This is a genomic window from Streptomyces sp. NBC_00250 (assembly GCF_036192275.1).
Lineage (GTDB): Bacteria > Actinomycetota > Actinomycetes > Streptomycetales > Streptomycetaceae > Streptomyces.
This window is the reverse complement of the sequence record NZ_CP108088.1, coordinates 6,649,277-6,676,041: the sequence shown is the minus strand read 5'-3', so window position 1 is coordinate 6,676,041 and position 26,765 is coordinate 6,649,277. Positions and strand designations below refer to the sequence as shown.

22 protein-coding genes are annotated in these 26,765 nt (G+C 72.0%); 6 read left to right on the top strand and 16 right to left on the bottom strand.

The features are described from left to right. Positions 1-27: 27 nt before the first annotated feature. The 13 genes from OG259_RS30225 to rsmH form a co-directional block, all read right to left on the bottom strand. Positions 28-747 carry a YggS family pyridoxal phosphate-dependent enzyme gene (locus OG259_RS30225; protein ID WP_328945127.1) on the bottom strand — a complete coding sequence of 240 codons (720 nt, stop codon included), beginning with the start codon at positions 745-747 and terminating at the stop codon, positions 28-30. Further along, on the bottom strand, positions 747-1,523 hold the full coding sequence (pgeF, locus tag OG259_RS30220; protein ID WP_328945126.1) for a peptidoglycan editing factor PgeF: 777 nt from the start codon (positions 1,521-1,523) through the stop codon (positions 747-749). The genes OG259_RS30225 and pgeF overlap by 1 nt, the downstream gene beginning before the upstream one ends. Continuing rightward, on the bottom strand, positions 1,520-2,734 hold the full coding sequence (ftsZ, locus tag OG259_RS30215) for a cell division protein FtsZ (protein WP_328945125.1): 1,215 nt from the start codon (positions 2,732-2,734) through the stop codon (positions 1,520-1,522). The genes pgeF and ftsZ overlap by 4 nt, the downstream gene beginning before the upstream one ends. A gap of 278 nt (positions 2,735-3,012) precedes the next feature. Further along, positions 3,013-3,816, bottom strand: coding sequence for a cell division protein FtsQ/DivIB (locus OG259_RS30210; protein WP_328945124.1), 804 nt, complete (start codon positions 3,814-3,816; stop codon positions 3,013-3,015). Between the two features lie 28 nt (positions 3,817-3,844). Further along, entirely contained in the window at positions 3,845-4,939 is a 1,095-nt protein-coding gene (murG, locus tag OG259_RS30205; protein WP_266890857.1) for an undecaprenyldiphospho-muramoylpentapeptide beta-N-acetylglucosaminyltransferase, read from the bottom strand. Between the two features lie 6 nt (positions 4,940-4,945). Then, positions 4,946-6,286 carry a putative lipid II flippase FtsW gene (ftsW, locus tag OG259_RS30200; protein ID WP_328945123.1) on the bottom strand — a complete coding sequence of 447 codons (1,341 nt, stop codon included), beginning with the start codon at positions 6,284-6,286 and terminating at the stop codon, positions 4,946-4,948. 55 nt (positions 6,287-6,341) lie between these two features. Beyond that, positions 6,342-7,781 carry a UDP-N-acetylmuramoyl-L-alanine--D-glutamate ligase gene (gene murD, locus OG259_RS30195; RefSeq protein ID WP_328945122.1) on the bottom strand — a complete coding sequence of 480 codons (1,440 nt, stop codon included), beginning with the start codon at positions 7,779-7,781 and terminating at the stop codon, positions 6,342-6,344. Continuing rightward, a complete protein-coding gene (mraY, locus tag OG259_RS30190; RefSeq protein WP_266890863.1) occupies positions 7,763-8,833 on the bottom strand; it encodes a phospho-N-acetylmuramoyl-pentapeptide-transferase in 1,071 nt (356 codons plus the stop codon). The genes murD and mraY overlap by 19 nt, the downstream gene beginning before the upstream one ends. After that, positions 8,830-10,254, bottom strand: coding sequence for a UDP-N-acetylmuramoyl-tripeptide--D-alanyl-D-alanine ligase (locus OG259_RS30185; protein ID WP_328945121.1), 1,425 nt, complete (start codon positions 10,252-10,254; stop codon positions 8,830-8,832). The genes mraY and OG259_RS30185 overlap by 4 nt, the downstream gene beginning before the upstream one ends. Positions 10,255-10,258: 4 nt before the next feature. Continuing rightward, positions 10,259-11,956 carry a UDP-N-acetylmuramoyl-L-alanyl-D-glutamate--2,6-diaminopimelate ligase gene (locus OG259_RS30180; RefSeq protein WP_443052043.1) on the bottom strand — a complete coding sequence of 566 codons (1,698 nt, stop codon included), beginning with the start codon at positions 11,954-11,956 and terminating at the stop codon, positions 10,259-10,261. Between the two features lie 16 nt (positions 11,957-11,972). After that, positions 11,973-13,955, bottom strand: coding sequence for a peptidoglycan D,D-transpeptidase FtsI family protein (locus OG259_RS30175; protein ID WP_328945119.1), 1,983 nt, complete (start codon positions 13,953-13,955; stop codon positions 11,973-11,975). A gap of 7 nt (positions 13,956-13,962) precedes the next feature. Then, on the bottom strand, positions 13,963-14,493 hold the full coding sequence (locus tag OG259_RS30170) for an FtsB family cell division protein (protein WP_328945118.1): 531 nt from the start codon (positions 14,491-14,493) through the stop codon (positions 13,963-13,965). After that, a complete protein-coding gene (gene rsmH, locus OG259_RS30165; RefSeq protein WP_328945117.1) occupies positions 14,490-15,446 on the bottom strand; it encodes a 16S rRNA (cytosine(1402)-N(4))-methyltransferase RsmH in 957 nt (318 codons plus the stop codon). The genes OG259_RS30170 and rsmH overlap by 4 nt, the downstream gene beginning before the upstream one ends. Before the next feature lie 328 nt (positions 15,447-15,774). On the opposite strand from rsmH, the gene OG259_RS30160 reads away from it, so the two are divergent. From OG259_RS30160 to OG259_RS30145, 4 genes are all read left to right on the top strand, one after another. Then, positions 15,775-16,326, top strand: a complete 552-nt coding sequence (locus OG259_RS30160; RefSeq protein ID WP_328945116.1) for a beta-class carbonic anhydrase — start codon at positions 15,775-15,777, stop codon at positions 16,324-16,326. Between the two features lie 145 nt (positions 16,327-16,471). Further along, positions 16,472-17,488 carry an AAA family ATPase gene (locus tag OG259_RS30155; protein WP_328945115.1) on the top strand — a complete coding sequence of 339 codons (1,017 nt, stop codon included), beginning with the start codon at positions 16,472-16,474 and terminating at the stop codon, positions 17,486-17,488. Beyond that, positions 17,488-18,840, top strand: a complete 1,353-nt coding sequence (locus OG259_RS30150; RefSeq protein WP_328945114.1) for a DUF58 domain-containing protein — start codon at positions 17,488-17,490, stop codon at positions 18,838-18,840. The genes OG259_RS30155 and OG259_RS30150 overlap by 1 nt, the downstream gene beginning before the upstream one ends. Then, the gene (locus tag OG259_RS30145; protein WP_328945113.1) at positions 18,837-21,266 is read left to right on the top strand and encodes a transglutaminase TgpA family protein; all 2,430 of its coding nucleotides are present in this window, start codon (positions 18,837-18,839) and stop codon (positions 21,264-21,266) included. Before OG259_RS30150 ends, OG259_RS30145 begins: the two co-directional genes overlap by 4 nt. A 217-nt stretch (positions 21,267-21,483) precedes the next feature. Here OG259_RS30145 and OG259_RS30140 read toward each other — a convergent pair whose 3' ends face one another. The 3 genes from OG259_RS30140 to OG259_RS30130 form a co-directional block, all read right to left on the bottom strand. Beyond that, positions 21,484-21,894: a DUF3040 domain-containing protein gene (locus OG259_RS30140; RefSeq protein WP_266890881.1), complete on the bottom strand. Its 411-nt coding sequence runs from the start codon at positions 21,892-21,894 to the stop codon at positions 21,484-21,486. A 272-nt stretch (positions 21,895-22,166) separates the two neighbouring features. Further along, positions 22,167-22,955: a class I SAM-dependent methyltransferase gene (locus tag OG259_RS30135; RefSeq protein ID WP_328945112.1), complete on the bottom strand. Its 789-nt coding sequence runs from the start codon at positions 22,953-22,955 to the stop codon at positions 22,167-22,169. 66 nt (positions 22,956-23,021) lie between these two features. Then, complete coding sequence (locus OG259_RS30130) at positions 23,022-23,540, bottom strand: SAV_6107 family HEPN domain-containing protein (RefSeq protein WP_328945111.1); 519 nt, start codon at positions 23,538-23,540, stop codon at positions 23,022-23,024. 165 nt (positions 23,541-23,705) lie between these two features. Between OG259_RS30130 and OG259_RS30125 the strand changes: the two genes are divergently transcribed. Both OG259_RS30125 and OG259_RS30120 read left to right on the top strand, forming a co-directional pair. After that, a complete protein-coding gene (locus OG259_RS30125) occupies positions 23,706-24,671 on the top strand; it encodes an ATP-binding cassette domain-containing protein (RefSeq protein ID WP_328945110.1) in 966 nt (321 codons plus the stop codon). Beyond that, on the top strand, positions 24,643-26,739 hold the full coding sequence (locus OG259_RS30120) for a YhgE/Pip domain-containing protein (protein ID WP_328945109.1): 2,097 nt from the start codon (positions 24,643-24,645) through the stop codon (positions 26,737-26,739). The genes OG259_RS30125 and OG259_RS30120 overlap by 29 nt, the downstream gene beginning before the upstream one ends. Positions 26,740-26,765: the final 26 nt, after the last annotated feature.

Genomic DNA, 26,765 nt, shown 5'->3' with positions numbered 1-26,765 from the left:
TGCTGTGGTCCGACTTGCTTCGCGACGTTACCCGAGCTTCGGGCGGACTCCGAGTACCGCCGTACCGACGCGTACGTGTGTCGCCCCGGCCGCGACGGCCTCCTCGAGGTCCGCACTCATCCCTGCTGACACCATGTTCGCAGCCGGACGGGTCGCGCGCAGGGCAGTCGAAAAATCCATCAACCGGTCGAAAGCCGCGCGTTGCCGTCCCGCGAACGGACCGGAGAGCGGGGCGACGGTCATGAGTCCGTCGAGCCTCAGCCCGGGGGCCGCGTCCACCGCGGCCGCCAACTCCTCGATGCCGTCCGGCGCGACGCCGCCGCGGTCGCCCCGCTCACCGGACTCGGCGTCGAGCGCGACCTGGAGGAGGCAGCCGAGCTCGCGGCCCTCCTTCTCCGCGGCCGTGGAGAGAGAGGAAACGAGCTTCAAGCGGTCGACAGACTGCACCACATCGGCATAACCCACCACAGATCTGACCTTGTTGGTCTGCAACTGACCCACGAAGTGCCAGGTCAGATCAAGGTCGGCACAGGCCGCCGCCTTGGGTGCGGCGTCCTGGTCCCGGTTCTCGGCGACGTTCCGAACACCGAGCCCGTGGAGGATTCTCACGTCGCTCGCGGGGTAGGTCTTGGTGACCACGATGAGCGTCACCTCTTCCCGCGCGCGCCCGGCCGCGGCGCAGGCGGCGTCGATGCGCGCCTCCACCCGGGCCAGATTCTCGGCGAGTTCCGACGTGCGGTCCGTCATCAGTTCTTTCCTGCCGGGGGTCCGGGGGTCGCCCCCGGGGTGGATACAGCGTCCAACCAGACATATCCCGCGAGTCGACCCGTGGTGCGATCGCGGCGGTACGAGTAGTGGTCACCGGATTCCCGGGTGCAGACCGTACTGGCCTGCCGGTCGGTGACGCCGAGCCGTTCGAGCTGGGCCAGGACTCCCGCGGTCACGTCGACGGCCGGGGTGCCCCAGCTCGTCTCGGCCCAGGCGGCGGGTTCGGTCTCCGCGACCTCGGCACGCATGGCTTCCGGAACCTCGTAGCAACGCCCGCAGACGGCGGGGCCGGTGCGGGCGACGATACGGGCGGGGTCGGCACCGAGATCGATCATGGCCGCGACGGCGGCGGGAACGACTCCGGCGACCATCCCGGGACGCCCCGCGTGGGCGGCGGCCGCGACCCCGGCGACCGGATCCGCGAGGAGGACCGGGACGCAGTCCGCGGTGAGGACCGCGAGTCCGACTCCCGGCCGGGAGGTGACGAGCGCGTCCACCGACGGAATCGCGTCGGTGGCCCACGGACCGTCGACCTCGGCGACGTCCGCGCCGTGGACCTGGTTCATCCAGACCACCCGCGCCGGGTCGAGCCCGAGGGCGCCGGCGGCGAGCGCCCGGTTGGTCAGTACGGCTCGGGGGTCGTCCCCCACCGCGCCGCCGAGGTTGAGCTCCTCGTACGGAACGGCGCTCACCCCGCCCCACCTGTCGGTGAAGGCGAAGTGCGCGCCGTTCGCGTCGAAGCGCTGTCCTATCACTTCAGGAAGTCCGGGACGTCCAGCTCTTCGGCCTGGCTGTCCGCGTACGGACGGGCCGGCGGGACCACCGGAGGCGCGGACGACAGCGGGGTCTCGTTGACCGCCGGGGCGGGCTCGACCGGAACCTGGACCGGCTCCTCGCGCGGGGCGACCGTGCCGAGGCCGCCCAGCGGGCGGGAGGTCTCGACGTGGCGGGGCGCCGGGGCCGGCTCCTCGCGCTTGGCGGAGACCGATCCGATGATGTTGTCCCGGCGGGCCGGCGGCTGGCCGCCGTCGAAGCCTGCCGCGATGACGGTGACCCGGACCTCGTCGCCGAGGGCGTCGTCGATGACGGCGCCGAAGATGATGTTGGCCTCGGGGTGGGCCGCCTCGCTCACCAGCTGCGCGGCCTCGTTGATCTCGAAGAGACCGAGGTCGCTGCCGCCGGAGATGGAGAGCAGCACGCCGCGGGCGCCGTCGATGGAGGCTTCCAGGAGCGGCGAGGAGATCGCCATCTCCGCCGCCGCCACCGCGCGGTCGTCGCCGCGGGCGGAGCCGATGCCCATCAGGGCCGAACCGGCCTCGGACATGACCGACTTGACGTCGGCGAAGTCGAGGTTGATCAGACCCGGGGTGGTGATGAGGTCGGTGATGCCCTGGACACCGCTCAGCAGCACCTGGTCGGCCGACTTGAAGGCGTCGAGCACGGAGACCTGGCGGTCCGAGATCGACAGGAGCCGGTCGTTGGGGATGACGATGAGGGTGTCGACCTCTTCGCGGAGTTCGGCGATGCCGTCCTCCGCCTGGTTGGCCCGACGGCGACCCTCGAAGGTGAACGGCCGGGTGACCACACCGATCGTCAGGGCGCCGAGCGAGCGCGCGATGTTGGCGACGACGGGTGCGCCGCCGGTGCCGGTGCCGCCGCCTTCTCCGGCGGTGACGAAGACCATGTCGGCCCCCTTGAGGACCTCCTCGATCTCCTCACGGTGGTCCTCTGCCGCCTTGCGACCGACGGCCGGGTTCGCCCCGGCCCCGAGGCCGCGGGTGAGTTCACGGCCGACGTCGAGCTTGACGTCGGCGTCGCTCATCAACAGCGCTTGCGCGTCGGTGTTGATCGCGATGAACTCGACGCCCTTGAGACCGACCTCGATCATTCGGTTGATGGCATTGACACCACCGCCGCCGACACCGATGACCTTGATGACTGCGAGGTAGTTCTGCGGTGCTGCCACGTCGAAGGCCTCTCGCCTCGAGTTACGTGTCGTCGCTGCGCGGTTGGTCGCGCCGCTCCGACGGATGCCGATTGGGACGGTCCGAAACGCCGACCCGAACCCTAACGTTGAAGTTTAGGGTTACCAGTGTCTCTGTTCGCTGGACTCTTCCGAACAGGACACTAAGTCGACAAGTGGCGCACGTTCAACGAACACGCCGAACCTCCCGTTTTTCTTTTCACCCTATGTGATCACCCGTAGCGCTGGCCAACCAGGGTGCTGGCCAGGGGTGATACCCGTCAACTCCCGGACGAGGCGGGCGCCGTGGGGGCACTTACATCGAAGTGCCCCGCTTTGGGAGTGGCCTTCAGGAGCGCGGTGAGAACCCGGGCCTTGACCGAGCCGTGTTCGCCGCTGCCCCAGAAGACGGTGCGCCCCCTCGTCAGCTCCAGAGTGACGGAGTCGTACGAGGTGACGCGCACGACACGAGTGTTCCGGGCGATTTCCGCCGGGAGTTCACCCCGGACGCGGACGGCCTCCTGGAGCAGCCGGTCCGCGTCGAAGCGACGCAGGCTCGGGGAGGAGGCACTGTCGAGGACGAGTCGGGGAACACCCAGGGGGGCGGTGTCGACGGTGGCGAACCGCAGTCCGGTCGCGTCCACTTCGATGAACTTTCCGCCCTTTTCCATCAGGAGGACGGGCTTCCGTTCCGTCACTTTCAGCCCGATTCCGTGCGGCCAGGACCGCACGACGTCCACCGACTCGATCCGCGGGAACCCCTCGCGGAGCCGCGCCTCGATGGCCTCGGTGTCGACGGTGACTAGCGGGGCACCCATGGGAACGGCGGCCACCGCCTCGACCTCGCGCGGGGTCAGGACCCCCGTACCGGAAGTCTTCACACGTTCCACACGGAACCAGGAGGAGCCGTAGAGCGCCCAGAACACACCGGCCACGAGCAGGAGAACGCCGAGGCCGATGAGGAGCACCCTGGCGCCGGGCACCCGGAACTTGCGATTCCGGGCGCCCGTGCGGGACGAACCCTCCGACGACCCCTTCGACGTGCTCGCGCCGCTCTTCTCGGCGGTCGTCGGTCCGGCTGCCACCTGGCGCCTCCTGCCCTCAGCCGCCGCGCTACGCCTGTCGGCGGGCGGCGATCGCCTCGTACACCATGCCGACGAGCAGGTCGTCGGCGTCCCGGCGGCCGAACTCGGCGGCGGCGCGGGACATCTCGTACAACCGGTGCGGATCGGCCAGTACGGGCAGGACGTTGCCCTGCACCCACTGCGGCGACAGCTCCGCGTCGTCGACGAGGAGCCCACCGCCGGCCTTGACCACCGGCTGGGCGTTGAGCCGCTGTTCGCCGTTGCCGATCGGCAGCGGGACGTACGCGGCGGGCAGCCCGACGGCGGAGAGTTCGGCGACGGTCATCGCACCCGCGCGGCAGAGCATCATGTCGGCCGCGGCGTACGCGAGATCCATCCGGTCCACGTACGGTACCGGCACGTAGGGCGGCATTCCGGGCATGTTGTCGACGCGCGGCATTTCGTTCTTCGGGCCGACCGCGTGCAGGATCTGGATGCCGGAGCGCTGGAGCACCGGGGCGATCTGCTGGACGACCTCGTTGAGCCGCCGGGCGCCCTGCGAGCCGCCGGAGACGAGGAGCGTCGGCAGGTTCGGGTCCAGCCCGAACGCGGCGCGCGCCTCGGGACGCACCCGCGCCCGGTCGAGGGTCGCGATGGTGTGCCGCAGCGGAATGCCGATGTAGCGGGCGTTGCGGAGCTTGCTGTCCGGGGTGGCGACGGCGACCCCGGCCGCGTACCGCGAACCGATCTTGTTGGCGAGGCCGGGCCGGGCGTTGGCCTCGTGGACCACGATCGGCACCCCGAGGCGCTTGGCCGCGAGATAGCCGGGCAGCGCCACATAGCCGCCGAAGCCCACCACGCAGTCCGCCTTGGTGCGCTCCAGGATCTGCTCGGCCGCCTTGATGGTGCCGCGCAGCCGCCCGGGGACGGTGATCAGCTCAGGGGTGGGCTTGCGGGGCAGCGGTACGGCGGGGATGAGGGCCAACTCGTAGCCCCGCTCGGGCACGAGCCGGGTCTCCAGACCCTTCTCCGTGCCGAGCGCCGTGATCCCCACGCTGGGGTCCTGCCTGCGCAGGGCGTCCGCGAGGGCCAGCGCGGGCTCGATGTGGCCGGCGGTCCCCCCGCCGGCGAGTACGACATGCACCGAAATTCACCGCTCTCCGGACGGGCGCTTCTTGACGCGCCGTCGCATCGACTTCCATCTCACCCCGGCCCGCTTGCCCCAGCCGGGGCGGCGCATGGCCAGGGCCGCTTTCGCGGCGGGTTCCTGTCGCGCGAAGGCGATGAGGAGCCCGACGGCGAACATGGTCGGCAGCAGGGCCGACCCACCGTAGGAGAACAACGGGAGCGGGACACCGGCGATCGGCAGCAGACCGAGCACCGCACCGATGTTGATCACGGCCTGAGCCGTGATCCAGGTGGTCACACCTCCCGCGGCGAACCTCACGAAGGGGTCCTCCGTGCCTCCGGCCACGCGGATACCCGCATAGCCTAGAGCCGCGAACAGGGCGAGTACCGACAGCGTCCCCGCCAGACCCAGTTCCTCACCGGTGACCGCGAAGATGAAGTCGGTGTGCGCCTCCGGCAGTTGGCCCCATTTCTCGACGCTCGCACCGAGTCCGGAACCGAACCATCCGCCCGACGCCAGAGCATAGATTCCGTGCGCGGCCTGCAGGCAGGGGGCTCCCTCGCCGCCGGGGTCGGTCGCGCCGATGCAGTCGAAGCGCTTCATCCGGTTGGAGCTCGTCTTGATCAGCAGGAAGCCGATCGCGCCGGCCACCGTGAGCACTCCGACGAAGAGCCGGGTGGGCGCTCCGGCGGTCCACAACAGGCCGAAGAGGATCGCCGCGAGGATGATCGAGGTGCCCATGTCGCCGCCGAGCATGATCAGTCCGAGCAGCATGAAGGCGCCCGGGACCAGGGGCACGAGCATGTGCTTCCACTGGGTCAGGAGCCGCGTGTCGTGTTTGCGGGCGAGCAGATCGGCCCCCCACAGGATCAGCGCCAGCTTGCCGAACTCGCTGGGCTGGAGCTGGAAGGGGCCGCCGAGGGAGATCCAGTTCTGGTTGCCGTTGACCGCGTGCCCTATCCCGGGGATCTGCACGAGGACCATCAGGAAGACGGCGCCGACCAGGATGGGGTAGGCGAGGGCCCGGTGGAGCTTCACCGGCATGCGTGAGGCGACCAGGAGCAGTCCGGTGCCGAGGAGCGCGGCGAAGAACTGCTTCCGGAAGAAGTAGGAGGGCACCAGGTCGTAGCGGAGTGCCGTGATCATCGAGGCGGAGTAGACCATCACGAGGCCGAGGGCGGTGATGAGCATGCCCGCGCCGATGATCACGTAATACGCCGTGAGCGGCCGGTCCCAGGCCTTCCGGGCGCGCTCGTGGAGGCGTCGTACGCCCCCGCCGCGCGGCCGTCGCGGGGTCGCGGGGGCCCGCCCTCCGCCGCGTGCGGCGGAGGGCCTGCGTGTCCCTGCGATCTTGCTCGGCATGGTCGCTGCCCCCTCCGGTCGTGCCCGGTCCTGCCGGACCCTCCCACTGGTCGGGTCAGGCGTCCCCGGTGGCGGCGAGGGCGCGGACCGCGTCCGCGAAGGCCTCGCCCCGCTTGTTGTAGTTGGTGAACATGTCCATCGAGGCGCAGGCCGGGGCGAGGAGGACCGTGTCCCCCGCTCGGGCGAGCCGGGCCGCCTCGCGGACCGCCTCGGACATCGCCCCAGTGTCGGTCCGGTCGAGGTCCACCACCGGTACCTCCGGGGCGTGTCGCGCCAGGGCTTCGCGGATCAGGGCCCGGTCGGCGCCGATCAGGACGGCCCCGCGCAAGCGCTTCGCCGACTTCTGGACGAGCTCGTCGAAGGTCGCGCCCTTGGCGAGACCACCGGCGATCCAGACGATCGGGTCGTAGGCCGCCAACGAGGCTTCCGCGGCGTGGGTGTTGGTGGCCTTGGAGTCGTCGACGTACGCGACTCCCTGGACCTCCTCGACCAGTTCGATGCGGTGCGGGTCGGGCCGGAAGGCCTTCAGCCCGTCGCGTACGGCCTTGGCGTCGACGCCGAAGGCGCGGGCCAGGGCGGCCGCGGCCAGGGCGTTGGCGATGTTGTGCGGGGCCGGCGGCTGGACGTCGGATACCTCGGCGAGTTCCTGGGCGTTCTTCTGCCGGTTCTCGACGAAGGCCCGGTCGACGAGGATGCCCTCGACGACACCCAGTTGGGAGGGGCCGGGGGTGCCGAGGGTGAAGCCGATGGCCCGGCAGCCCTCCTCGACGTCGGCCTCGCGGACGAGGTCCTCGGTGGCCTTGTCGGCGACGTTGTAGACGCAGGCGACCTGGTTGCCCTCGTAGATGCGGCCCTTGTCGGCGGCGTACGCCTCCATGGAGCCGTGCCAGTCGAGGTGGTCGGGCGCCAGGTTGAGCACGGCGCCCGAGTGGACGCGGACGGACGGCGCCCAGTGGAGCTGGTAGCTGGAGAGCTCGACGGCGAGGACGTCGTACCGCTCCTCGCCGAGGACGGCGTCGAGGAGCGAGACCCCGATGTTGCCGACGGCGGCGGTCCGCAGTCCGGCCGCCTCCAGGATCGAGGCGAGCATCCGGACGGTCGTGGTCTTGCCGTTGGTGCCGGTGACCGCGAGCCAGGGGGCCGCTCCCGGCCCCCTGAGCCGCCAGGCGAGTTCGACGTCGCCCCAGATCTCCACGCCCGCCTCCGCGGCGGCCGTGAAGAGCGGCTTGTCGGGCCGCCAGCCAGGGGTGGTGACGATCAGCTCGGTGCCGGACGGCAGAGTGGCCCCGTCGCCGAGGCGGACGGTGATGCCCTCCGCCTCCAGCTCCGCGGCCTGGGCCCGGGAGCGCTCGTCGTCGCCGTCGTTGACGACGGTCACGAGCGCGCCGAGACCGTGCAGGACACGGGCGGCCGGGATGCCGGAGACCCCGAGGCCCGCGACGGTGACCTTCTTGCCGTTCCAGTCGAGCTGTTCTGTCACTTCTCTGCTGCCCATCCCGCGTAGAAGAGGCCCAGGCCCACGATCACGCACATGCCCTGGATGATCCAGAACCGGACGACGACCAGGACTTCGGACCACCCCTTGAGTTCGAAGTGGTGCTGGAGTGGCGCCATCCGGAAGACGCGCTTGCCGGTCATCTTGAACGAGCCGACCTGGATGACCACGGACATCGTGATCAGCACGAACAGGCCGCCGAGCAGGGCCAGCAGCAGCTCCGTACGGGAGCAGATGGCGAGACCGGCGAGGGCGCCGCCGAGGGCGAGCGAGCCGGTGTCACCCATGAAGATCTTGGCGGGCGAGGTGTTCCACCACAGGAAGCCGAAGCAGGAGCCCATGAGCGCGGAGGCGACGACCGCGAGGTCGAGCGGGTCGCGCACCTCGAAGCAGGCGTTGGGGTTGGTCAGGGTCATGGCGTTCGCACAGGACTCCTGGAACTGCCAGAGCCCGATGAAGGTGTACGCGCCGAAGACCATCACCGAGGCGCCGGTGGCGAGGCCGTCCAGACCGTCCGTCAGGTTCACGCCGTTGGACATGGCGAGAATCATGAAGAGCGCCCAGACCACGAACAGCACCGGTCCGATGGCCCAGCCGAAGTCCATGATGAAGGAGAGCTTCGTGGAGGCGGGCGTGAGCCCTCGCAGGTCGGCGAACTGCAGCGACAGCACGGCGAAGGCGATGCCGACGATCAGCTGGCCGGCCATCTTCGCCTTGGCCCGCAGGCCCAGCGAACGCTGCTTGACGATCTTGATGTAGTCGTCGAGGAAGCCGACGAGGCCCATGCCGGCCATCAGGAACAGCACCAGGGCGCCCGAGTACGTCGGGTCCTCACCGGTGATGACCTTGGCCAGGGCGTACGCGATGAGCGTGGCCAGGATGAAGGAGATACCGCCCATGGTGGGCGTGCCCTTCTTCCCGGCGTGGCCGCGCGGGCCGTCGTCCCGGATGAACTGCCCGTACCCCTTGCGGGCGAGGAGCTTGATGAGCAGCGGCGTGCCGATCAGGGTCAGGAAGAGCCCGATGGCCCCCGCGAAGAGGATCTGCCTCATCGGCCGGTGACCTCACCCTCGGTGTCGAGGAGAGCCAGGGCGACCTGTTCGAGACCGACCGACCTGGATGCCTTCACAAGGACGACGTCCCCCGGGCGCAGCTCACTGCGCAACAGGTCGACAGCCGCCTGCGCGTCGGACACGTGCACCGACTCCTCACCCCACGAACCCTCGTTATATGCGCCCAGTTGCAGCCAGGACGCTTCCCTGTCCCCGACCGCGACGAGCTTGCTGACGTTGAGCCGGACGGCGAGCCGCCCGACCGCGTCGTGCTCGACGAGCGATGCGTCACCGAGCTCGGCCATCTTGCCGAGCACCGCCCACGTACGAGCCCCTCGGGCCTGTGCGGCCCTGCCCATGGCCGCGAGCGCGCGCAGGGCGGCTCGCATGGACTCGGGATTCGCGTTGTAGGCGTCGTTGACGATCGTCACGCCGTCCGGACGCTCGGTGACCTCCATGCGCCAGCGCGACAGGGTGCCGGCCTCGGAGAGCGCGGTGGCGATCTCTTCGACAGGCATGCCCAGCTCGTGCGCGACGGCGGCCGCTGCGAGCGCGTTCGACACGTGGTGCTCACCGTACAGGCGCAAGGTCACGTCACTGCACCCGGTGGGTGTGTGAAGCCTGAAAGAAGGCTGTCCGGACTCTGTGAGGCGGACGTTCTCGGCCCGTACGGCCGCTTCGTCCGCTTCGCCGAAGAAGGTCACGCGGGCCTTGGTGCGGCTCGCCATCGCCCGGACGAGCGGGTCGTCGGCGTTGAGGACCGCCACTCCACCCTCCTCGGCCGAGGGCAGCGCCTCGACGAGCTCGCCCTTCGCCTGGGCGATCTGCTCCCGGCCGCCGAACTCGCCGATGTGGGCGGTGCCCACGTTGAGGACGAGGCCGATGCGGGGCGGGGTGAGGCCGGTGAGGTAGCGGATGTGCCCGATGCCGCGGGCGCCCATCTCCAGGACCAGGTGCCGGGTCTCGTCGCTCGCGCGGAGCGCCGTGAGCGGCAGACCGATCTCGTTGTTGAGCGAGCCCGGCGTCCACACGGTGGGCGCGTGCCGGTCGAGGACCTGGGCGATCAGGTCCTTCGTGGAGGTCTTGCCGGCCGAGCCGGTGAGGGCGACGACATCGGTGCCGAGCCGTTCGACGACCGCTCGGGCGAGGGCCCCGAGCGCCGTCTGGACGTCGTCGACGACGATGGCGGGGACACCGACGGGGCGGGCGGCGAGGACGGCCGCCGCACCCGCCGCGACGGCGCGTTCCGCGTAGTCGTGGCCGTCGACGTGGTCACCGGTGAAGGCCGCGAAGAGGCTGCCGGCCCGCACCTCGCGGGAGTCGATGACGACGGGCCCGGTGATCCGGGTGGCCGGATCCGGTATGTCGTGCGCCTGCCCGCCGACGATTTCGGCGATCTCGGCGAGGGAGAGGGCGATCACTGCTTCATCCCTGACTGTTCTGGTGGCTGTCTGTTCCGCTCGGCGCGGAAGCCTGGGTGGGCGAGCGGTCGGCGATGGCCTCGCGCAGGACCTGGCGGTCATCGAAGGGGCGTACGACCCCGGCGATCTCCTGGCCCTGCTCGTGGCCCTTGCCCGCGACGAGGACGGTGTCCCCCGGCTGTGCGCGGGCCACGGCGGCCGCGACGGCCGCGGCGCGGTCGGCGAGGACGAGCACCTCGCCGCGTTCCTCCGCGGGCACCTCGGCGGCGCCCGCGAGCATGGCGGTGAGGATCTTGAGCGGGTCCTCGGAGCGGGGGTTGTCCGAGGTCAGGACGGCGGTGTCGGCGAGCCGGGCCGCGGCGGCGCCCATCGGGCCGCGCTTGGTGGTGTCCCGGTCGCCGCCGCAGCCGATGACCACGTGCAGCTTGCCCTCGGTGACCTCGCGCAGGGAGCGCAGGACCGATTCGACGGCGTCCGTCTTGTGCGCGTAGTCGACGACGGCGAGGTACGGCTGTCCGGCGTCGACCCGCTCCAGACGGCCCGGTACGCCGGGGACGGCGGCGATGCCCTCGGCGGCGCTCTTCGGGTCGATGCCCGCGGCGGCGAGGGTGGCGATCGCGGCGAGGGTGTTGGCGACGTTGAACGGTCCGGGCAGCGGGGCGGTGGCCGGAATCCGCTCACCCTCGGGACCGACGGCGGTGAACGTCGAGTCGTGGGAGCCGAGGACGAGGTCCTCGGCGCGCCAGTCGGCGTCGGCGCGGCCCTCGGCGGAGAAGGTGACGACCGGGACGGTCGCCTCCCCGACCAGCCGGCGGCCGTACGCGTCGTCGAGGTTGACCACGCCCAGGCGGCTGCGCTCGGGCGTGAAGAGCCCGGCCTTCGCCCGGAAGTAGTCGTCCATGTCGGAGTGGAACTCCATGTGCTCCGGGCTGAGGTTGTTGAAGACGGCGACGTCGAAGACGCAGCCGTCGACCCGGCCGAGCACGAGGGCGTGGCTGGACACCTCCATGGCGACGGCGTCGACGCCGCGCTCGCGCATGACGGCGAAGAGCGCCTGGAGGTCGGTGGCCTCCGGGGTGGTGCGCTCCGACTTGATGCGCTCGTCGCCGATCCGCATCTCCACGGTGCCGACGAGCCCGGTGCGGTGTCCGGCGCCGCGCAGTCCGCCCTCGACGAGGTAGGCGGTGGTGGTCTTGCCGGAGGTGCCGGTGATGCCGATCTGGAGGAGGTCGGCGCCGGGCCGTCCGTAGATCTCGGCGGCGAGTTCGCCCATCCGGCCGCGCGGGTTCTCGACGACCAGGACCGGCAGGCCGGTGGCGGCGGCGCGCTCGGCCCCCGTCGGGTCGGTGAGGATGGCGGCGGCGCCGAGTCCGGCGGCCTGGGCGACGAAGTCGGCGCCGTGGAGGCGGGCGCCGGGCAGGGCCGCGTACACGTCGCCGGGGCGCACGGCCCGGGAGTCGTGGGTGATGCCCGAGATCTCGGCGGGCTGCGGGGTGTCGGGGATGCCGACCCCCAGCTGCGCGGCCAGGTCGCCCAGGGGTGTGGGGCGGGCCTGCTCCGGCCGGGGCGGGGCGTTTCGGTACTGATCAGCGTGTGGCACGGCGGTGAGCGTACCGGGCGCACCCTCTGGGGGGCCAAAAGAGCCCGGGGCGTCGCCGGAGTTCGATTTCCGGTTCCCGGAATGGGGGGTGATCGTTGTCACTGGTGCTCCCGGAGGGTCACGGGGTGCCGTCGGCGAAGACCGGCAGTCGGGCGGGCGCGCTGCCCGTGGGGGCGACGTGGAGGGTCTTGAGGGCGAACTCCATGACCTTCTTGTAGATGGGGCCGCAGATCTGGCCGCCGAAGTAGCTGCCCTTGGTGGGGTTCTGGATGGCGCAGTAGACGGTGACCTCCGGTTCGTCGGCGGGGGCGAATCCGGCGAAGGAGGCGGTGTAGCCCTTGTAGCGGCCGAGCTCGGGGTCGACGCGGTTGGCGGTGCCGGTCTTGCCGGCGACGCGGTAGCCGGGGATGGCGGCCTTGTTGCCGGTGCCTTCCCGGTCGTCGACGACGGACTCCAGCATCTGGGCGAGGGTCTTGGCGGTCTTGTCGCTGACGACCCGGGACTCCTTGGGCGTGGGGGCCTGGGTGAAGCGCCCGTCCGGGCCCTTGGTGCCGCGGACCAGGGTCGGCTCGACGCGTACGCCTCCGTTGGCGATGGTCGAGTAGACGGAGGCGGCCTGCAGGGCGCTGACGGAGAGGCCCTGGCCGAAGGGGATCGTGTACTGCTGCGAGGTGGACCAGTCCTCCGGCTTGGCGAGGATGCCGGGGGTCTCGCCGGGGAAGTTCACGCCGGTGGGGCTGCCCATGCCGAACTTGCGCAGATAGCCGTGGAGGACCTTGTTCGCTTCGGCCTGGGTGGCACCGAGCTGGCCGGTGGCGAGGATGGTGCCGATGTTGCTGGACTTGGCGAGGACGCCGTTGAGGGTCAGGTGCCAGGTCTTGTGGTCGATGTCGTCCTGGAAGAGCCGGTCGCCGCGGTGGAGCCGGTTGGGGACGGTGACATGGGTGTCGGGGGTCGCCTTGCCCTCCTCAAGGACGGCGGCCATGGACATGACCTTGCTGGTGGAGCCGGGCTCGTAGGCGTCCTGGAGGGCCGCGTTGCCCATGGCGGCGGCGTTGGCGGCGGAGAGGTCGTTGGGGTCGAAGCCGGGGGCGTTGGCCATGGCGAGGACCTCGCCGGTCCTCGTGTTCTGCACGACGACGTAGCCCCGGTCGGCCTTGGACTTCTTCACCTGCTCGGTGATGGCCTGCTGGGCGGCCCACTGGATGTCCCGGTCGATGGTCAGCTCGACGTCGGAGCCGGGGACGGCGGGGGTGCCCTGGGAGCCCGCGGTGGGCACCTGACGGCCGCCGGACTGGGTGAAGCGGATCTTGCCGTCCTGGCCGGCGAGCGCCGGGTCGAGCATGGACTCCACGCCGCCGGCACCCTTGCCCTCGGCGTTGACGTAGCCCAGTATCCCGGCGGCGAGCTCGCCGTTCGGGTACACGCGCTTGGTGCTGGGCTCGCTGAGGATGCCGCCGAGGAGGTTGACGCCGTTGCCGCCGGCGGAGCGCTGGGCCTTCTGCCCGTAGACCCGCCGGAGGTCCTTGATCTGGTTCCAGACCTGCGGGGTCTGCTTGCGGGCGAGGAGCGTGTACCGGGACTTGGGGGTACGGAGCTTCTTCGCGAGCTCCGCGGGCTCCTTGCCGAGGAGCGGGGCGAGGAGGGCGGCGGCCTGCTCGGGCGCGTCGGGGACCTTGGCCTCCTCGGGCGTGAAGAGCTGGGGGTCGGCCGTGATGTCGTACGCGTCGACGCTGGCGGCGAGCGCGATGCCGTTGCGGTCGGTGATCTCGCCCCGCTCCGCGGAGAGCGTGTACTCCTGGAAGCGGTACTTGTCGGCCTTGGCCGCGTACGCGCTGGCGTCGACGGCCTGGACCTGGAGCAGCCGCACCACGAAGGCCACCATGACCAGGGTCAGACCGAGCGAGACCAGGCGCAGCCGGGGCCGGGGGCTGCCGAGCCGGATGGTGCGGGGCTGCCGGGCCGGCGGCCTGGGCGCGGTCCGCTTCGCGGCCGGGCGCGGGGCGGGACGGGACGTGCGGGCCCCGGCGGAGGCGGGCCGGGGGCGTGCGGGCCTGGCGGGTCCGGGGACGCGGCGGCGCGGGGGCTCCTTGGGGGGCACTTGCGGGTCACCTGCCGGAGTTCGTCGGGGTGGGTGGCGGTGCGGGTGCGTGTGCGGGCGCTGTCTGTGCGGGAGCGGTGGTGCCCGCGCCGGTGGTCGTCCCCGGCTTCGGGGTGCCGGTGGCGGCGGGCGGCGTGGGCTTCCGGCTCGGCGTCGGGGTGGGCTTCGGGGCGACCGCCTCCGAGGGCTCGCCGAGCACCTTGCCGTCCGGGCCCAGGAAGGCCGGGCTGCCGCCGGGGACCATGCCGAGCTCGCGGGCCCGCCGCTCCAGGGCGTCGGGGGCCGCGTAGTCGTCGACGTCCCGCTGGAGCGCCTGCTCCTCGTCGGTGAGCTCGGTGGTCCTGTCCTTGAGCTCGTTGAGCTGGAAGGAGCCCTGGTTGAGGGCCGAGTTCAGCAGGAGGAGGCTGATCAGACCGCCGCCGAGCAGGACGACGACCAGCAGGACGAAGGGGGTGCGGGCGGCCGAGCTGGGCCCCGACGGCATCAGCCGTCCGAGCCGCGCGGCCCGCCCTTTGAGCGGCCCCTTCGCCGTGCTCACAGGACGTCTTCCCGGATCCGCTCGGCGCCCCGGAGCCGGGCCGGGGCGGCGCGCCGGTTCTCGGCGACCTCCTCCTCGGTGGGCAGCTCGGCGCCGCGGGTGAGGAGCTTCAGGCGGGGCTGGTACTTCTCGGGGACGACCGGCAGGCCGGGCGGGGCGGTGGTGGCCGCGCCGGCCGCGAAGACCTGCTTGACGATGCGGTCCTCCAGGGACTGGTACGAGAGGACCGCGACCCGTCCGCCGACGGCGAGGGCCTTCACGGCCGCCGGGATCGCCTTCTCGACGCTGTCGAGCTCGCGGTTGACCTCGATGCGCAGGGCCTGGAAGGTGCGCTTGGCCGGGTTGCCGCCGGTCCGCTTGGCGGCCTGCGGCAGGGCGTCGCGGATGAGCTCGACGAGCCGCGCGCTGTTGCTGAAGGGCTCCTTGTCGCGCTCGCGCACGATCGCGGAGACGATCCGCTTGGCCTGCTTCTCCTCGCCGTACGCGCGGAGGATGCGGACCAGCTCACCGGGCGCGTAGGTGTTGAGGACCTCGGCCGCGCTGATGCCGGTCGTCTGGTCCATGCGCATGTCGAGCGGGGCGTCCTGCGCGTACGCGAAGCCGCGGTCGGCCTCGTCCAGCTGCATGGAGGAGACGCCCAGGTCGAAGAGGACGCCGTCGACCGTGGGGAGGCCGAGCCGGTCGAGGACCTCGGGCAGCTCGTCGTACACCGCGTGGACGAGGGTGGCGCGCTCCCCGTACGGGGCGAGCCGCTCGCCGGAGAGCCGCAGGGCCTCCTTGTCACGGTCGAGGGCGACGAGCCGCGCCTCGGGGAACCGCTTCAGGAGTGCCTCGCTGTGGCCGCCGAGGCCCAGGGTGCAGTCGACGACGACCGCGCCGGGGCGCTCCAGGGCGGGGGCCAACATGTCCAGGCACCGCTGGAGCATGACCGGGACGTGTCGGTCGTTGCTCAATGCGCCCTCTCAGATCCGGCGCGGAGGTACGGGCGAGCGGGTAAGAAGGCCGAGCCGTAGGTACCGCCGCACACACGGGGGGAGAAACCGCGGAAAGTCGCTCGTTGTCTCCGTGAACTTCGCGTCACTTTAGTCCACGGGACCCGCCGGTCAATCAACCGGCTGGCGCGTCGCACGGCGCCGGACGCCCTGCCGGACATTCCGGACGGGTCACCCGTTCGGGGCGGGGTCCCCAGGCCTGTGGGTTAGCTCACAACAAGGCTCATTGAGGTTCTTTGTCCCCTCTCACAGCAGGCCCGGAAGGCATGTGCCCGTTAACGTCGGAACCATGTCGACCTCCGCGCACCCCTCTGCCGACGTCATACGCACCGGCGGCACGGTCACCGACCGTCTCGTCGAGGCCAACGCACGTTACGCCGCCGATTTCGCCGACCCGGGAATGGACGCGCGGCCCGTGTTGCGCGTCGCCGTCGTCGCCTGCATGGACGCCCGTCTCGACCTCCACTCGGCACTCGGTCTCCAGCTCGGTGACTGCCACACCATCCGCAACGCGGGCGGCGTGGTCACCGACGACGTGATCCGGTCGCTCACCATCAGCCAGCGCGCCCTCGGCACCCGCAGCGTGATGCTGGTGCACCACACCGGCTGTGGCCTGGAATCGCTGACCGAGGACTTCCGGCACGAGCTGGAGGACGAGGTCGGCCAGCGCCCGGCGTGGGCGGTCGAGGCCTTCCGCGACGTCGACCAGGACGTACGGCAGTCGATGCAGCGGGTGCGGACCTCCCCCTTCCTGCTGCACGCCGACGACGTCCGGGGCTTCGTCTTCGACGTGACCACCGGCCTGCTGCGCGAGATCGACCCCGCTACCGACCCGGCTTAAACACCCAAAGCCCGGCATTTCCCTCGCACTTGTCAGCAGGCAAGTGACACGACCCGGCCATGCGAACAAGAATGCTCGGATGCGACACCCCCCGAAGATCCCACGGGGGCAGGTGTCCGTGTTCCGGAAGGCCGAGGAGGGCCGGGTGACGACCTATGACGATCGAGCGAGCCTCACTGATCTGACCACCACTGTGGAGAGAGTCCGCAGATCGGTGGAGAGTGTGATCGAGGGCAAGCCCGAGGTCGTACGGCTTTCGCTGACCGTGCTGCTCGCCGAGGGACATCTCCTCATCGAGGATGTCCCCGGCGTCGGCAAGACCATGCTGGCCAAGACGCTGGCCCGGTCCATCGACTGTTCGGTGCGCCGTATCCAGTTCACTCCCGACCTGCTGCCCTCGGACGTCACGGGCGTGTCGATCTTCGACCAGCAGCGCCGGGACTTCGAGTTCAAGCCGGGCGCGATCTTCGCGCAGATCGTGATCGGCGACGAGATCAACCGCGCCTCGCCGAAGACCCAGTCCGCGCTCCTGGAGTCCATGGAGGAGCGTCAGGTCACCGTCGACGGCCAGACCTACGAGCTGCCCAGCCCGTTCATGGTCGTCGCCACGCAGAACCCGGTCGAGATGGAGGGCACCTACCCGCTGCCCGAGGCCCAGCGCGACCGCTTCATGGCCCGCGTCTCCATCGGCTACCCGAGCGCCGAGGCAGAGCTCCAGATGCTCGACGTGCACGGCTCGGTCTCCCCGCTGGACGACCTCCAGCCGGTCGCCCACGCCCACGACATCATCAAGCTGATCGAGGCCGTGCGCACGGTCCACGTCGCCGACGCCGTACGCCGCTACGCGGTCGAGATCGTCTCCGCCACCCGCACCCACGCCGACCTCCGGCTCGGCGCCTCCCCGCGGGCCACGCTCCACCTGCTGCGGGCCGCCAAGGCCTCCGCCGCGCTCAGCGGCCGCGAGTACGTGCTGCCCGACGACCTCCAGGCCCTCGCCGCGCCCGTCCTCGCCCACCGGCTGCTGCCGACGGCGCAGGCCCAGCTGAACCGCCGGACCGCCGAGCAGGTCGTACAGGACATCCTGCAGCGCACCCCCGTCCCGGCCGCGGCCCCGCCCGCCGGACCGCTCTACGGCCAGCAGCCCGGCGCCCGGCGGCTGTGATGACTACCGCTGCCGTGCCGGACGGACAGCGGGGTGACGACGACGACCGGGGCGGTCTGCGGGCCGCCTTCGGCGGTCTCACCACCCGTGGCCGTTCCTTCCTCGCCGCCGGGGTGGCCGCCGCCGTCTGCGCGTACGTCCTCGGCCAGGCCGATCTGCTGCGCGTCGGACTGCTGCTCGCCACGCTGCCGGTGATCTGCGTCCTCGTGCTGCACCGCACCCGCTACCGGGTCGCGGCCTCCCGCCGGCTCTCCCCCCAGCGGGTGGAAGCGGGCGCCGAGGCCCGGGTCCAGCTGCGGATGGAGAACGTCTCCAAGCTCCCCACCGGGCTGCTGATGCTGCAGGACCACGTGCCGTACATGCTGGGGCCCCGCCCCCGCTTCGTCCTCGACCGGGTCGAGGCCGGCGGGCGGCGCGAGGTGTCCTACCGGGTCCGCTCCGACCTGCGCGGCCGCTTCCCGCTCGGCCCGCTCCAGCTGCGGCTCAACGACCCCTTCGGGATGTGCGAGCTGACCCGCTCCTTCAGCGCGTACGACACCCTCACCGTCATTCCGAGGACCGAGGCGCTGCCTCCGGTGAAGCTCTTCGGCGAGGCCTCGGGGTACGGCGACGGACAGCAGCGCTCGCTCGCCCTCGCCGGCGACGACGACATCATCCCGCGCGCCTACCGGCACGGCGACGACCTGCGCCGGGTGCACTGGCGCTCCACCGCCCGCTACGGCGAGCTGATGGTCCGCCGCGAGGAGCAGCCGCAGCGGGCCCGCTGCACCGTCCTCCTCGACACCCGCCGGATCGCCTACCAGGGCTCCGGCCCCGACTCCGCCTTCGAGTGGGCGGTCTCCGGCGCCGCCTCCGCCCTGATCCACATGCTGGAGCGCGGCTACGCGGTCCGGCTGGTCACCGACACCGGCAGCGCGGTGCCCGGCGAGGGCGCCGAGGGCTTCGTCGGCTCGGCCCAGGACTCGGCCGAGTCGGCCGGTCTGATGATGGACACCCTCGCGGTCGTCGACCACTCCGAGGGCGGCGGTCTCTCCCGTGCCTCCGACATGCTGCGCGGCGGCGACGAAGGGCTGCTCATCGCCTTCGTCGGCGACCTCGACGAGGAGCAGGCGGCCCTCACCGCCCGGATGCGGGGCCGGGCCGGCGCGGCCGTCGCCTTCGTCCTGGACTCCGGGACCTGGCTGACCGGCGGCGCGGTCGCCGGGGCAGTCGACGAACGGGTACGGCAGCTGCGCGAGGCGGGCTGGACGGCGCTGCCCGTCGCCCCCTCGGCCAAGCTCGCCGACCTGTGGCAGCAGGCGGCCGGAGTCCGCGCGGAGTCCGCCGCCGACACCTACGGAGGATGGTCATGAGCGGGCGCACACGGCTGACCCTGGCCGCCTGGGGCGCCACCCTGATGGCGTCCGGAGCACTGCTCCCCCTGGTGAAACCGGCGACCTGGATCTTCACGGCGGCCTTCGTCCTCGCCCTGGTGAGCGGGGTGGGCACGCTGGCCCGGCGGGCACCGCTGGCCCGGCCGCTGACCCTGCTCGCCCAGTTCGCCGTCGCGCTGCTCGCGCTGACCGTGATCTTCGCCCGCGAGCAGGCGATCCTCGGGTTCCTGCCGGGCCCGCAGGTCGTCACCCACGCCGTCGAACTGTTCACGGCGGGCGCCGAGGACGTCAGCCGGTACGCGATCCCCGCCCCGGACACCGAGGGCATCCGGCTCATGCTGGTCGGCGGCGTCGTCGCCATCGGCCTCATGGTGGACACCCTCGCGGTCACCTTCCGCAAGGCGGCCCCGGCCGGGCTTCCGCTGCTCGCCCTGTACTCCGTGGCGGCCGGTCTCTCCGGCGGCGGCGCCGGCTGGCTCTGGTTCCTGCTCGCGGGCACCGGCTATCTGCTGCTGATCCTCGCCGAGAGCCGCGACCGGCTCTCGGCGTGGGGCCGGGTCTTCGGCGGCACCCAGCGCTCCGGCCGGCCCGGCACCGCCCTCGCGGCGGGCGGCGGCACGACCTTCGCCCCGGCCCGCACCGGCCGCCGGATCGGCGCCGTGGCCATGGGCGTCGCCATGGTCGTACCGCTCGCACTGCCCGGCTTCTCCGGCGGTCTCTTCGGCGGCGACGGCGAGGGGACGGGCGGCACCGGCAAGGGCGGCGGCACGATCACCGCCGTGAACCCGCTGGTCTCCCTCCAGGACAATCTGCGCCAGCCGGAGGACCGGGAGGTCCTGCGCTACCGGACCAACGCCCGCGACAACTCCGACATGTACCTGCGGCTCGTCGCGCTCGACCAGTTCGACGGCACCTCGTGGAAGTCCTCGGTCCGCCCGATCGAGGCCGTCCCCAAGCAGCTGCCCTGGCCGGACGGACTCTCCCAGACCGTCCGTATCACCGAGGTGACCAGCAACTTCGTCGCCTCCGACGGCTACGAGCAGAAGTGGCTGCCGATGCCGTACCCGGCCGGCCGCGTCGACATCGACGGACGCTGGCGGTACGAGCCGACCGGCCGGATGCTCGTCGGCGACGACAAGCAGACCACCCGGGGCGCCCGCTACACGGTCTCCAGCCTGGACGTCCAGCCCACGTCCACCCAGCTGGCCGCGGCCGGGAACGCCCCGGAGAACGTACGCCGCGAGTACACCAAGGTCCCGGCCTCGCTGCCGGCCGATGTGAAGGCGACCGCGCTCGACGTCACCAAGGGCGCGCGCAACGACTACGAGCGGGCGGTCAAGCTCCAGGACTGGTTCGCCCGGGACGGCGGCTTCCGCTACGACGTCGAGGTCACGTCCGGCACCGGCGTGCAGGCGATCTCCCGCTTCCTGAAGGACAAGCAGGGCTTCTGCGTCCACTTCTCCTTCTCGATGGCGGCGATGGCCCGCTCCCTCGGCATCCCGGCCCGGGTCGCCGTGGGCTTCATGCCGGGCACGACACAGACCGACGGCTCCGTCTCGGTCGGCATCCGGGACGCGCACGCGTGGCCCGAGCTGTACTTCGAGGGTGCCGGGTGGACCCGGTTCGAGCCGACCCCCTCGCGGGGCTCCACCCCCGCGTACACCCGGGGCAACACGCCCTCGGGTACGGCCACCAACCCCGCCCAGCCCCAGCAGAGCGCCTCGGCGCAGCCCTCCGCCGCCCCGAGCGCCTCGGAGAGCTGCACCCCGCAGGAACGCCGGCTCGGCGACTGCGGCCCGGAGGAGGCGGTGGGCGGTACGACGTCCGACGGCTCCGGCGCGAACCCCCTGACGGTGGTCCTCATCGTCCTGGGCGCACTGCTCGTCCTCGCCCTCCCGTTCCTCCCGCTGCTCTGGCGGACACGGGTACGGGCGCGGCGGCTCGGCACGGCCGGGCTCCGCGGCCCGGAGGAGACGACGGCACGGACGCTCGCGGTCTGGCAGGAGATCAACGACACCGCCTGGGACTACGGGGTCGAGCCGGACGAATCGCAGACGCCGAGGAAGACGGCGGCGCGGATCGTCCGGGTCGGTGAACTGGGCGGCGAGGCGGCGGACTCGGTGCACCGGGTGGCACGGGCGGTGGAGGAGGCGCTGTACGCCCCGAACCCGCGGCCCACTGCGGGCCTGGCGGACGAGGCGGCCCGGATCCGGGCCGGTTTCCACGCCGCGGCGGACCGCCGGGCCCGGCTCCGGGCTCTCCTGGCCCCCCGCTCGGCGGCCCGGCTGCGCTGGTCGGCCGCGGCGGGCTGGTCGCGAACGACGACGAGGTGGTCGACGCGCCGTGACGCCCTTCTGTCCCGAGCGACGACCGCACTCCGCAAACCCCACCGCGAAGCAAACTGACCCGAAAGCCCCCGGCCCGGCCCGGCCCCACGCCCCATCGGGCCCGGGCCCGGGCCGGCGCCCACCCGCAGCACGTATGGGGGTGGGCTTCCGGCCCGGCGGAACCGATGCGCACAGCGGCGGGCGGGGACGACGAAGCCCCGTGCGGCTGGCGCTGGCGCGCGGGCCGCACAGGGCTCGGTCACATAGGGTCGCGGGGCCGCCGCTCAGGGGGCCGTCAGTGGCCGCCGCCCTGCTGCTCGTCGCGGCGGCGCTGCCACCGCTCTTCCATCCGGTTCATCATGGAGCGTCGCTGCCGGGTCTGACGGCCACCGGCCGTCGTCCCACTCCTGGTGGCCTGCTGCTGCTCACCCGGCTTCGGCGCCTTGCGCCATCCGGTGACCGCCAGGACCGCGCAGCCCAGCATGACGAGGAACCCCACCACGCTGATCCAGATCTGCTGTGCGACCATTCCGGCCATGAGGAGCGCGATACCCACCAGGAAGCCGGCGACTGCCTGGTAGACCCGTCGCCGGGTGTACGTACGCAGTCCGCTTCCCTCGAGCGCTGTCGCGAACTTGGGATCTTCGGCGTACAGCGCTCGCTCCATCTGCTCGAGCATTCGCTGCTCGTGCTCCGAGAGCGGCACGGAGTCCTCCTAGTCGTCGGTCGCGGGGGCGACCGGTTTGCGGCCCTTTCAGGATAGGCAGGGAATCGCCCCCGTGAAACCCGCCCACAATGCCGAATAGCCAATCCGGGCCGCCATGCGGATCGGTTGCTGAGGCGTTGATTCCCCAGGCCCTCCTCCGTCATGCCGGATGCTGTCCCCCGATCATACGGGGCGGAGGCCGATACCGGGCGGGCTGTGGCGTACTGCATGGGGTGCCGTCGCCCGCACCGCCGAACGGGTGGCCGTCCTACTCAGGCGCGCTTCTCGCCCAGGAGGTGCAGCTGGGTGGCGATGGCCTGGAAGGAGGGCAGCTCGGCGGCCGCCGCTTCCAGCTTGAGCAGCGCTTCGGCGGCACCGGGCTCGGTGTCGACGAGGACGCCGGGGACGAGGTCCGCGAAGACCCGGACGCCGTGCACGGCGCCGACCTCGAGACCGGCCGCGTCGGCCAGTTCGGTGAGCTGCTCGGTGGTGAAGCGCCGGGGTACGGGGTCGCCCGCGCCCCAGCGGCCCGCCGGGTCGGAGAGCGCGTGCCGGGCCTCGGTGAAGTGCCCGGCGAGGGCACGGGCCAGGACCGCGCCGCCGAGTCCGGCGGCGAGCAGGCTGAGGCTGCCGGCGGGCCGGAGCGCGGCGACCGCGTTCCGTACGCCCTCGGCGGGGTCGTCGACGTACTCCAGTACCCCGTGGCAGAGCACCGCGTCGTAGCCCTCTCGGCCGACGACGTCGAAGAGGCCGCTGATGTCGCCCTGGACGCCGGTGACGAGGTCGGCGGCCCCGGCCTCGGCGGCCCGGCGCTCCAGCGCGAAGAGCGCGTTGGGGCTGGGGTCGACGACGGTGACCCGGTGGCCGAGGCGGGCGACCGGCACCGCGAAGTTCCCGGAGCCGCCGCCCGTGTCGAGGACGTCGAGGCTGTCCTTCCCGGTGGCCTCGACCCGGCGGTCGAGGGCGTCCTTGAGGACGTCCCAGACGACGGCGGTACGCAGGGAGGCGCGCGACGGGCGCGACGTCGCCTCTCGACCGAAGACAGGGGAAGGGTCCGGCACGGCTGTTGACTCCTCGGTGACGGGTACGGACGTCCCCACCCTATGGCCTCGGTCCCGCCTTTCGGATCATCCGCCGGCCTCGTCCGCGCCGGGCTGGCGGGGCAGCACCGGCTGGAGGGCGAGCAGCCGCTCGACCAGGCGCAGGAAGTGCGCGGAGTCCCTGAGCAGGTCGTCGGCCTCGCGCCGGGTCGCCGCGCCGGCGATCCCGGCCTCGGCGCGGGCCCTGCGCGGGGCGCCGGAGGCGAAGAGGGCGCTCCATTCGGTCAGCTCGGGCGCCAGCTCGGCGAGGAGCTCCCAGGCGCTCCTTATCCGCTGCCTGCGGCGGGGGCCGGGCTCGGGCCTGGCCCGGGCGGCAAGCACTGCGGCGGCGGCCCGCAGGGCGGCGAGGTGGGCCGCCGCGTACCGCTCGTGGGGGCGGTCGAGCGCGGCGGCCTCGACGAGTCCGGCGCGGGCCTTGGCGAGGAGGTCGAGGGCGGCCGGCGGGGCGGCGGTGCGGCGCGGGACGGGGTGGATGTCGGACGCGGGTCCCGCCTGCACGGGGGCGGGGCGTCGGCGAGGCGCGGCTGCTGCGGAAGGGCTTGCCATGACGAGTCCTCCTGTCGTCGCGTGACGGCTTCGTGGCCGTATGTGTCCATCGTGCCCGGCCCCACTGACAATCCCGCTGACCTGGGGTTTTGCCTGAAAACCCCACTCGGGGGTAACTTTTGCACTGACCAGTCAGTTCAAAAAGGGGAATCGGGGGGTGGACCCGTGGGAGCGGAAGCCGATGAGCGGCCGCGCGGCGCCGCCGTCGTCGCGGACGGATTCGGACTGAAGGGACCGCGCGGCTGGGCTTTCCGGGCGGTCTCGTTCCGGGCCGAGCCGGGCTCGCTGGTGGCGATCGAGGGGCCCTCGGGCTCGGGCCGCACCTGCCTGCTGCTCGCGCTCACCGGCCGGATGAAGGCCAAGGAGGGCACGGCCGAGGTCGGCGGCCTGCCGCTGCCCCGGAAGATGTCGGCGGTGCGCCGGATCACCGCCCTCGGGCAGGTCCCCGGCGTCAGCGAGCTCGACCCCGCCTTCACGGTGGCCGAGCACCTGAACGAGCGGGCCCTGCTCCAGCGCCGTTTCGACGGCACCGTCCGGGCCCTGCTGCGGCGCCCGGCCGAACGCAAGGCGTCGGCCAAGGCCCGGATCGACGAGGCCCTGGCGGCCGCGGGGCTCGACCTCGCCGCCCTGCCGAAGGGCGAGCGGACCTCCGTACGGGATCTGGAGCGGCTCGAAGCGCTGCGGCTCTCGATCGCCCTGGCCCTGATCGGCCGTCCCCGGCTGCTCGCCGTGGACGACACGGACCTGAAGCTCTCGGACGCCGACCGCGCCGAGGCCTGGGCGCTGCTGCGCTCGGTGGCGGATTCCGGGACCACCGTCCTCGCGGTCTGCAGCGAGGCCCCGGAGAACGCACTGCGGATCACCACGCTCGCCGACACCACGGCCGACAAGACCGAGGCCGGAACCGAGACCGAGGCCGAGGCCGAGGCGGAGTCCCGAACCGAGGCCGGGGCCGGGGCCGAGACCGGAGCCGGAGCCGAGACCCAGTCCGGAGCCGCAGCCGCAGAAGACGCCGACGCCGACGCCGAGGACAACGACACCAAGGCCGACGGCGACGTCACCGAAGAGTCCGCCGAAGACACGACCGAGGAGGGGGCGGCCGATGCGCTCGCCGAAACTGGCCGCGCTTGAGCTGAAGCGCTTCGGCAGGGGAAAGCTGCCGCGCGCCGCGCTCGTCGCGATCCTGCTGCTGCCCCTGCTGTACGGCGCCCTGTACCTGTACTCGTTCTGGGACCCGTACAGCAGGCTCGACAAGATCCCCGTCGCCCTCGTCAACGAGGACCGGGGCGCCACCACCGACGGCAAGAAGATCAACGCCGGTGACGACATCACCAAGGGGCTCCTGGAGAGCAACACCTTCGCCTGGCACCGGGTGAGCGACGCCGAGGCGCGCAAGGGCGTCGAGGACGGCACGTACTACCTGTCCCTGACCATGCCCGGCGACTTCAGCTCGCGCATCGCCTCCAGTTCCGGCGACGCGCCCGAGACCGGCGCCCTCCGGGTGCGGACGAACGACGCCAACAACTACATCGTCGGCCAGATCTCCCGGACGGTGTTCTCCGAGGTCCGCACCGCGGCCTCCACCAAGTCCTCCCGCACCTTCCTCGACAAGATCTTCATCTCCTTCTCCGACATCCACGACGCCACCGCGAAGGCCGCCAAGGGCGCGGGCGACCTCAAGCAGGGTGTGGACAAGGCGAAGAAGGGCTCGAAGGACCTGGCGAAGGGCCTCAAGGACGCCAAGACCGGCAGTGGCGACCTGGCCGCCGGCCTGAACAAGCTCGACAAGGGCGCCAAGGACCTGGAGAGCGGCTCCCGCAAGGTCGCCGACGGCACGCAGTCCCTCGCCGACAAGGTGAACGGCAACGCAGACAAGGTCCGCCCCTATCTGGCGAACAACGGCAAGTCGATCCGCGACACCGCCCGGCTCGTCTCGGACTCCGCCACCGCGGTCCGCCACAACCTCGACGTCCTGGTGAAGCGCGCCCCGGGGATCCGTAGCGCGGCGCACGTGGCCGACGACGAGCTGGCCAAGGCCCACCAGGACGAGTGCGTGGCGAAGCCGGAGGCCGCCGCCGAGTTCCCCACCATCTGCGCCACGCTCAAGAAGGCCTCCGTCACGGCCGGGGACGTCGCCACGATCGCGGACGACGTCCACGAGCTGACCAAGGACAGCAAGGGCGACCTCAAGACCCTCGACGCGCGGCTCGTGAAGCTCACGCAGCAGGCCGACGAACTGGCCCGCCGCGCCCCCCACCTCGACGAGGACGTCGAGGACGCCATCCGGAAGATCAACGAGCTCAACGCGGGCGCGAAGAAGGTCGCTGCGGGCGCCGACAGACTGCACACCGGCATCACCGACGCCAAGGCCGGCTCCGTCAACCTCGACACCGGCGTGGGCAAGCTCAAGAAGGGCGCGGGCGACCTCGACGGCGGCCTGTTCAAGCTGGCCGACGGCTCGGGCACCCTCGCCACCGGCCTGAAGGACGGGGTCGACCGGATCCCCGACTACGACGAGCAGGACCGTGACCGGCGTACGGAGGTCATGGCCGATCCCGTGCAGCTGGCCTCCCAGTCCCTGCACAAGGCGCCGAACTACGGCACCGGTTTCGCCCCGTACTTCATCCCGCTCTCCCTGTGGGTCGGCGCGATGGTGGCGTACATGATCATCCAGCCGCTCAACCGGCGCGCCCTGGCCGCCGGCGGCTCCGCCTGGCGGATCGCGCTCGCCGGCTGGCTGCCGGTGGCGGCGATCGGCATCCTCCAGGTCGGGGCGCTCATGTCGGTCCTGCACTGGGGCCTCGGTCTCCAGATGGACCGGGCGGCCGGCACGGTCGGCTTCCTCGCCCTGGTCACCTGCTGCTTCGCCGCGATCATCCAGTGGCTCAACGCCCGCTTCGGCGCGGCCGGCCGGATCCTGGTCCTCGCGGTCCTGATGCTCCAGCTGACCTCGGCGGGCGGCACGTACCCCGTACAGACCAGTCCGGGCTTCTTCAACGCCGTCCACCCCTACCTGCCGATGAGCTACGTGGTCGAGGCGCTGCGCCGGCTGATCACGGGCGGCGGTATCGGGCCCGTCTGGCAGGCCTGCGCGGTCCTGACCGCGTTCACCCTGGGCGCCCTGGCCCTGACCGCCGTGTCCGCCCGTAAGAAGCAGGTCTGGACGCTCGACCGGCTCCACCCCGAACTGAGCCTGTGAGACGGGGTCTGTGACCCCCGCGACAC

Excerpts from the sequence above, each read along its gene's own strand:
- OG259_RS30225 (WP_328945127.1), bottom strand. The coding sequence starts at position 747 with ATGACGGACCGCACGTCGGAACTCGCCGAGAATCTGGCCCGGGTGGAG.
- ftsW (WP_328945123.1), bottom strand. The coding sequence starts at position 6,286 with ATGCCGAGCAAGATCGCAGGGACACGCAGGCCCTCCGCCGCACGCGGC.
- murD (WP_328945122.1), bottom strand. The coding sequence starts at position 7,781 with ATGGGCAGCAGAGAAGTGACAGAACAGCTCGACTGGAACGGCAAGAAG.
- mraY (WP_266890863.1), bottom strand. The coding sequence starts at position 8,833 with ATGAGGCAGATCCTCTTCGCGGGGGCCATCGGGCTCTTCCTGACCCTG.
- OG259_RS30160 (WP_328945116.1), top strand. The coding sequence starts at position 15,775 with ATGTCGACCTCCGCGCACCCCTCTGCCGACGTCATACGCACCGGCGGC.
- OG259_RS30150 (WP_328945114.1), top strand. The coding sequence starts at position 17,488 with ATGACTACCGCTGCCGTGCCGGACGGACAGCGGGGTGACGACGACGAC.
- OG259_RS30145 (WP_328945113.1), top strand. The coding sequence starts at position 18,837 with ATGAGCGGGCGCACACGGCTGACCCTGGCCGCCTGGGGCGCCACCCTG.
- OG259_RS30130 (WP_328945111.1), bottom strand. The coding sequence starts at position 23,540 with ATGGCAAGCCCTTCCGCAGCAGCCGCGCCTCGCCGACGCCCCGCCCCC.
- OG259_RS30120 (WP_328945109.1), top strand. The coding sequence starts at position 24,643 with ATGCGCTCGCCGAAACTGGCCGCGCTTGAGCTGAAGCGCTTCGGCAGG.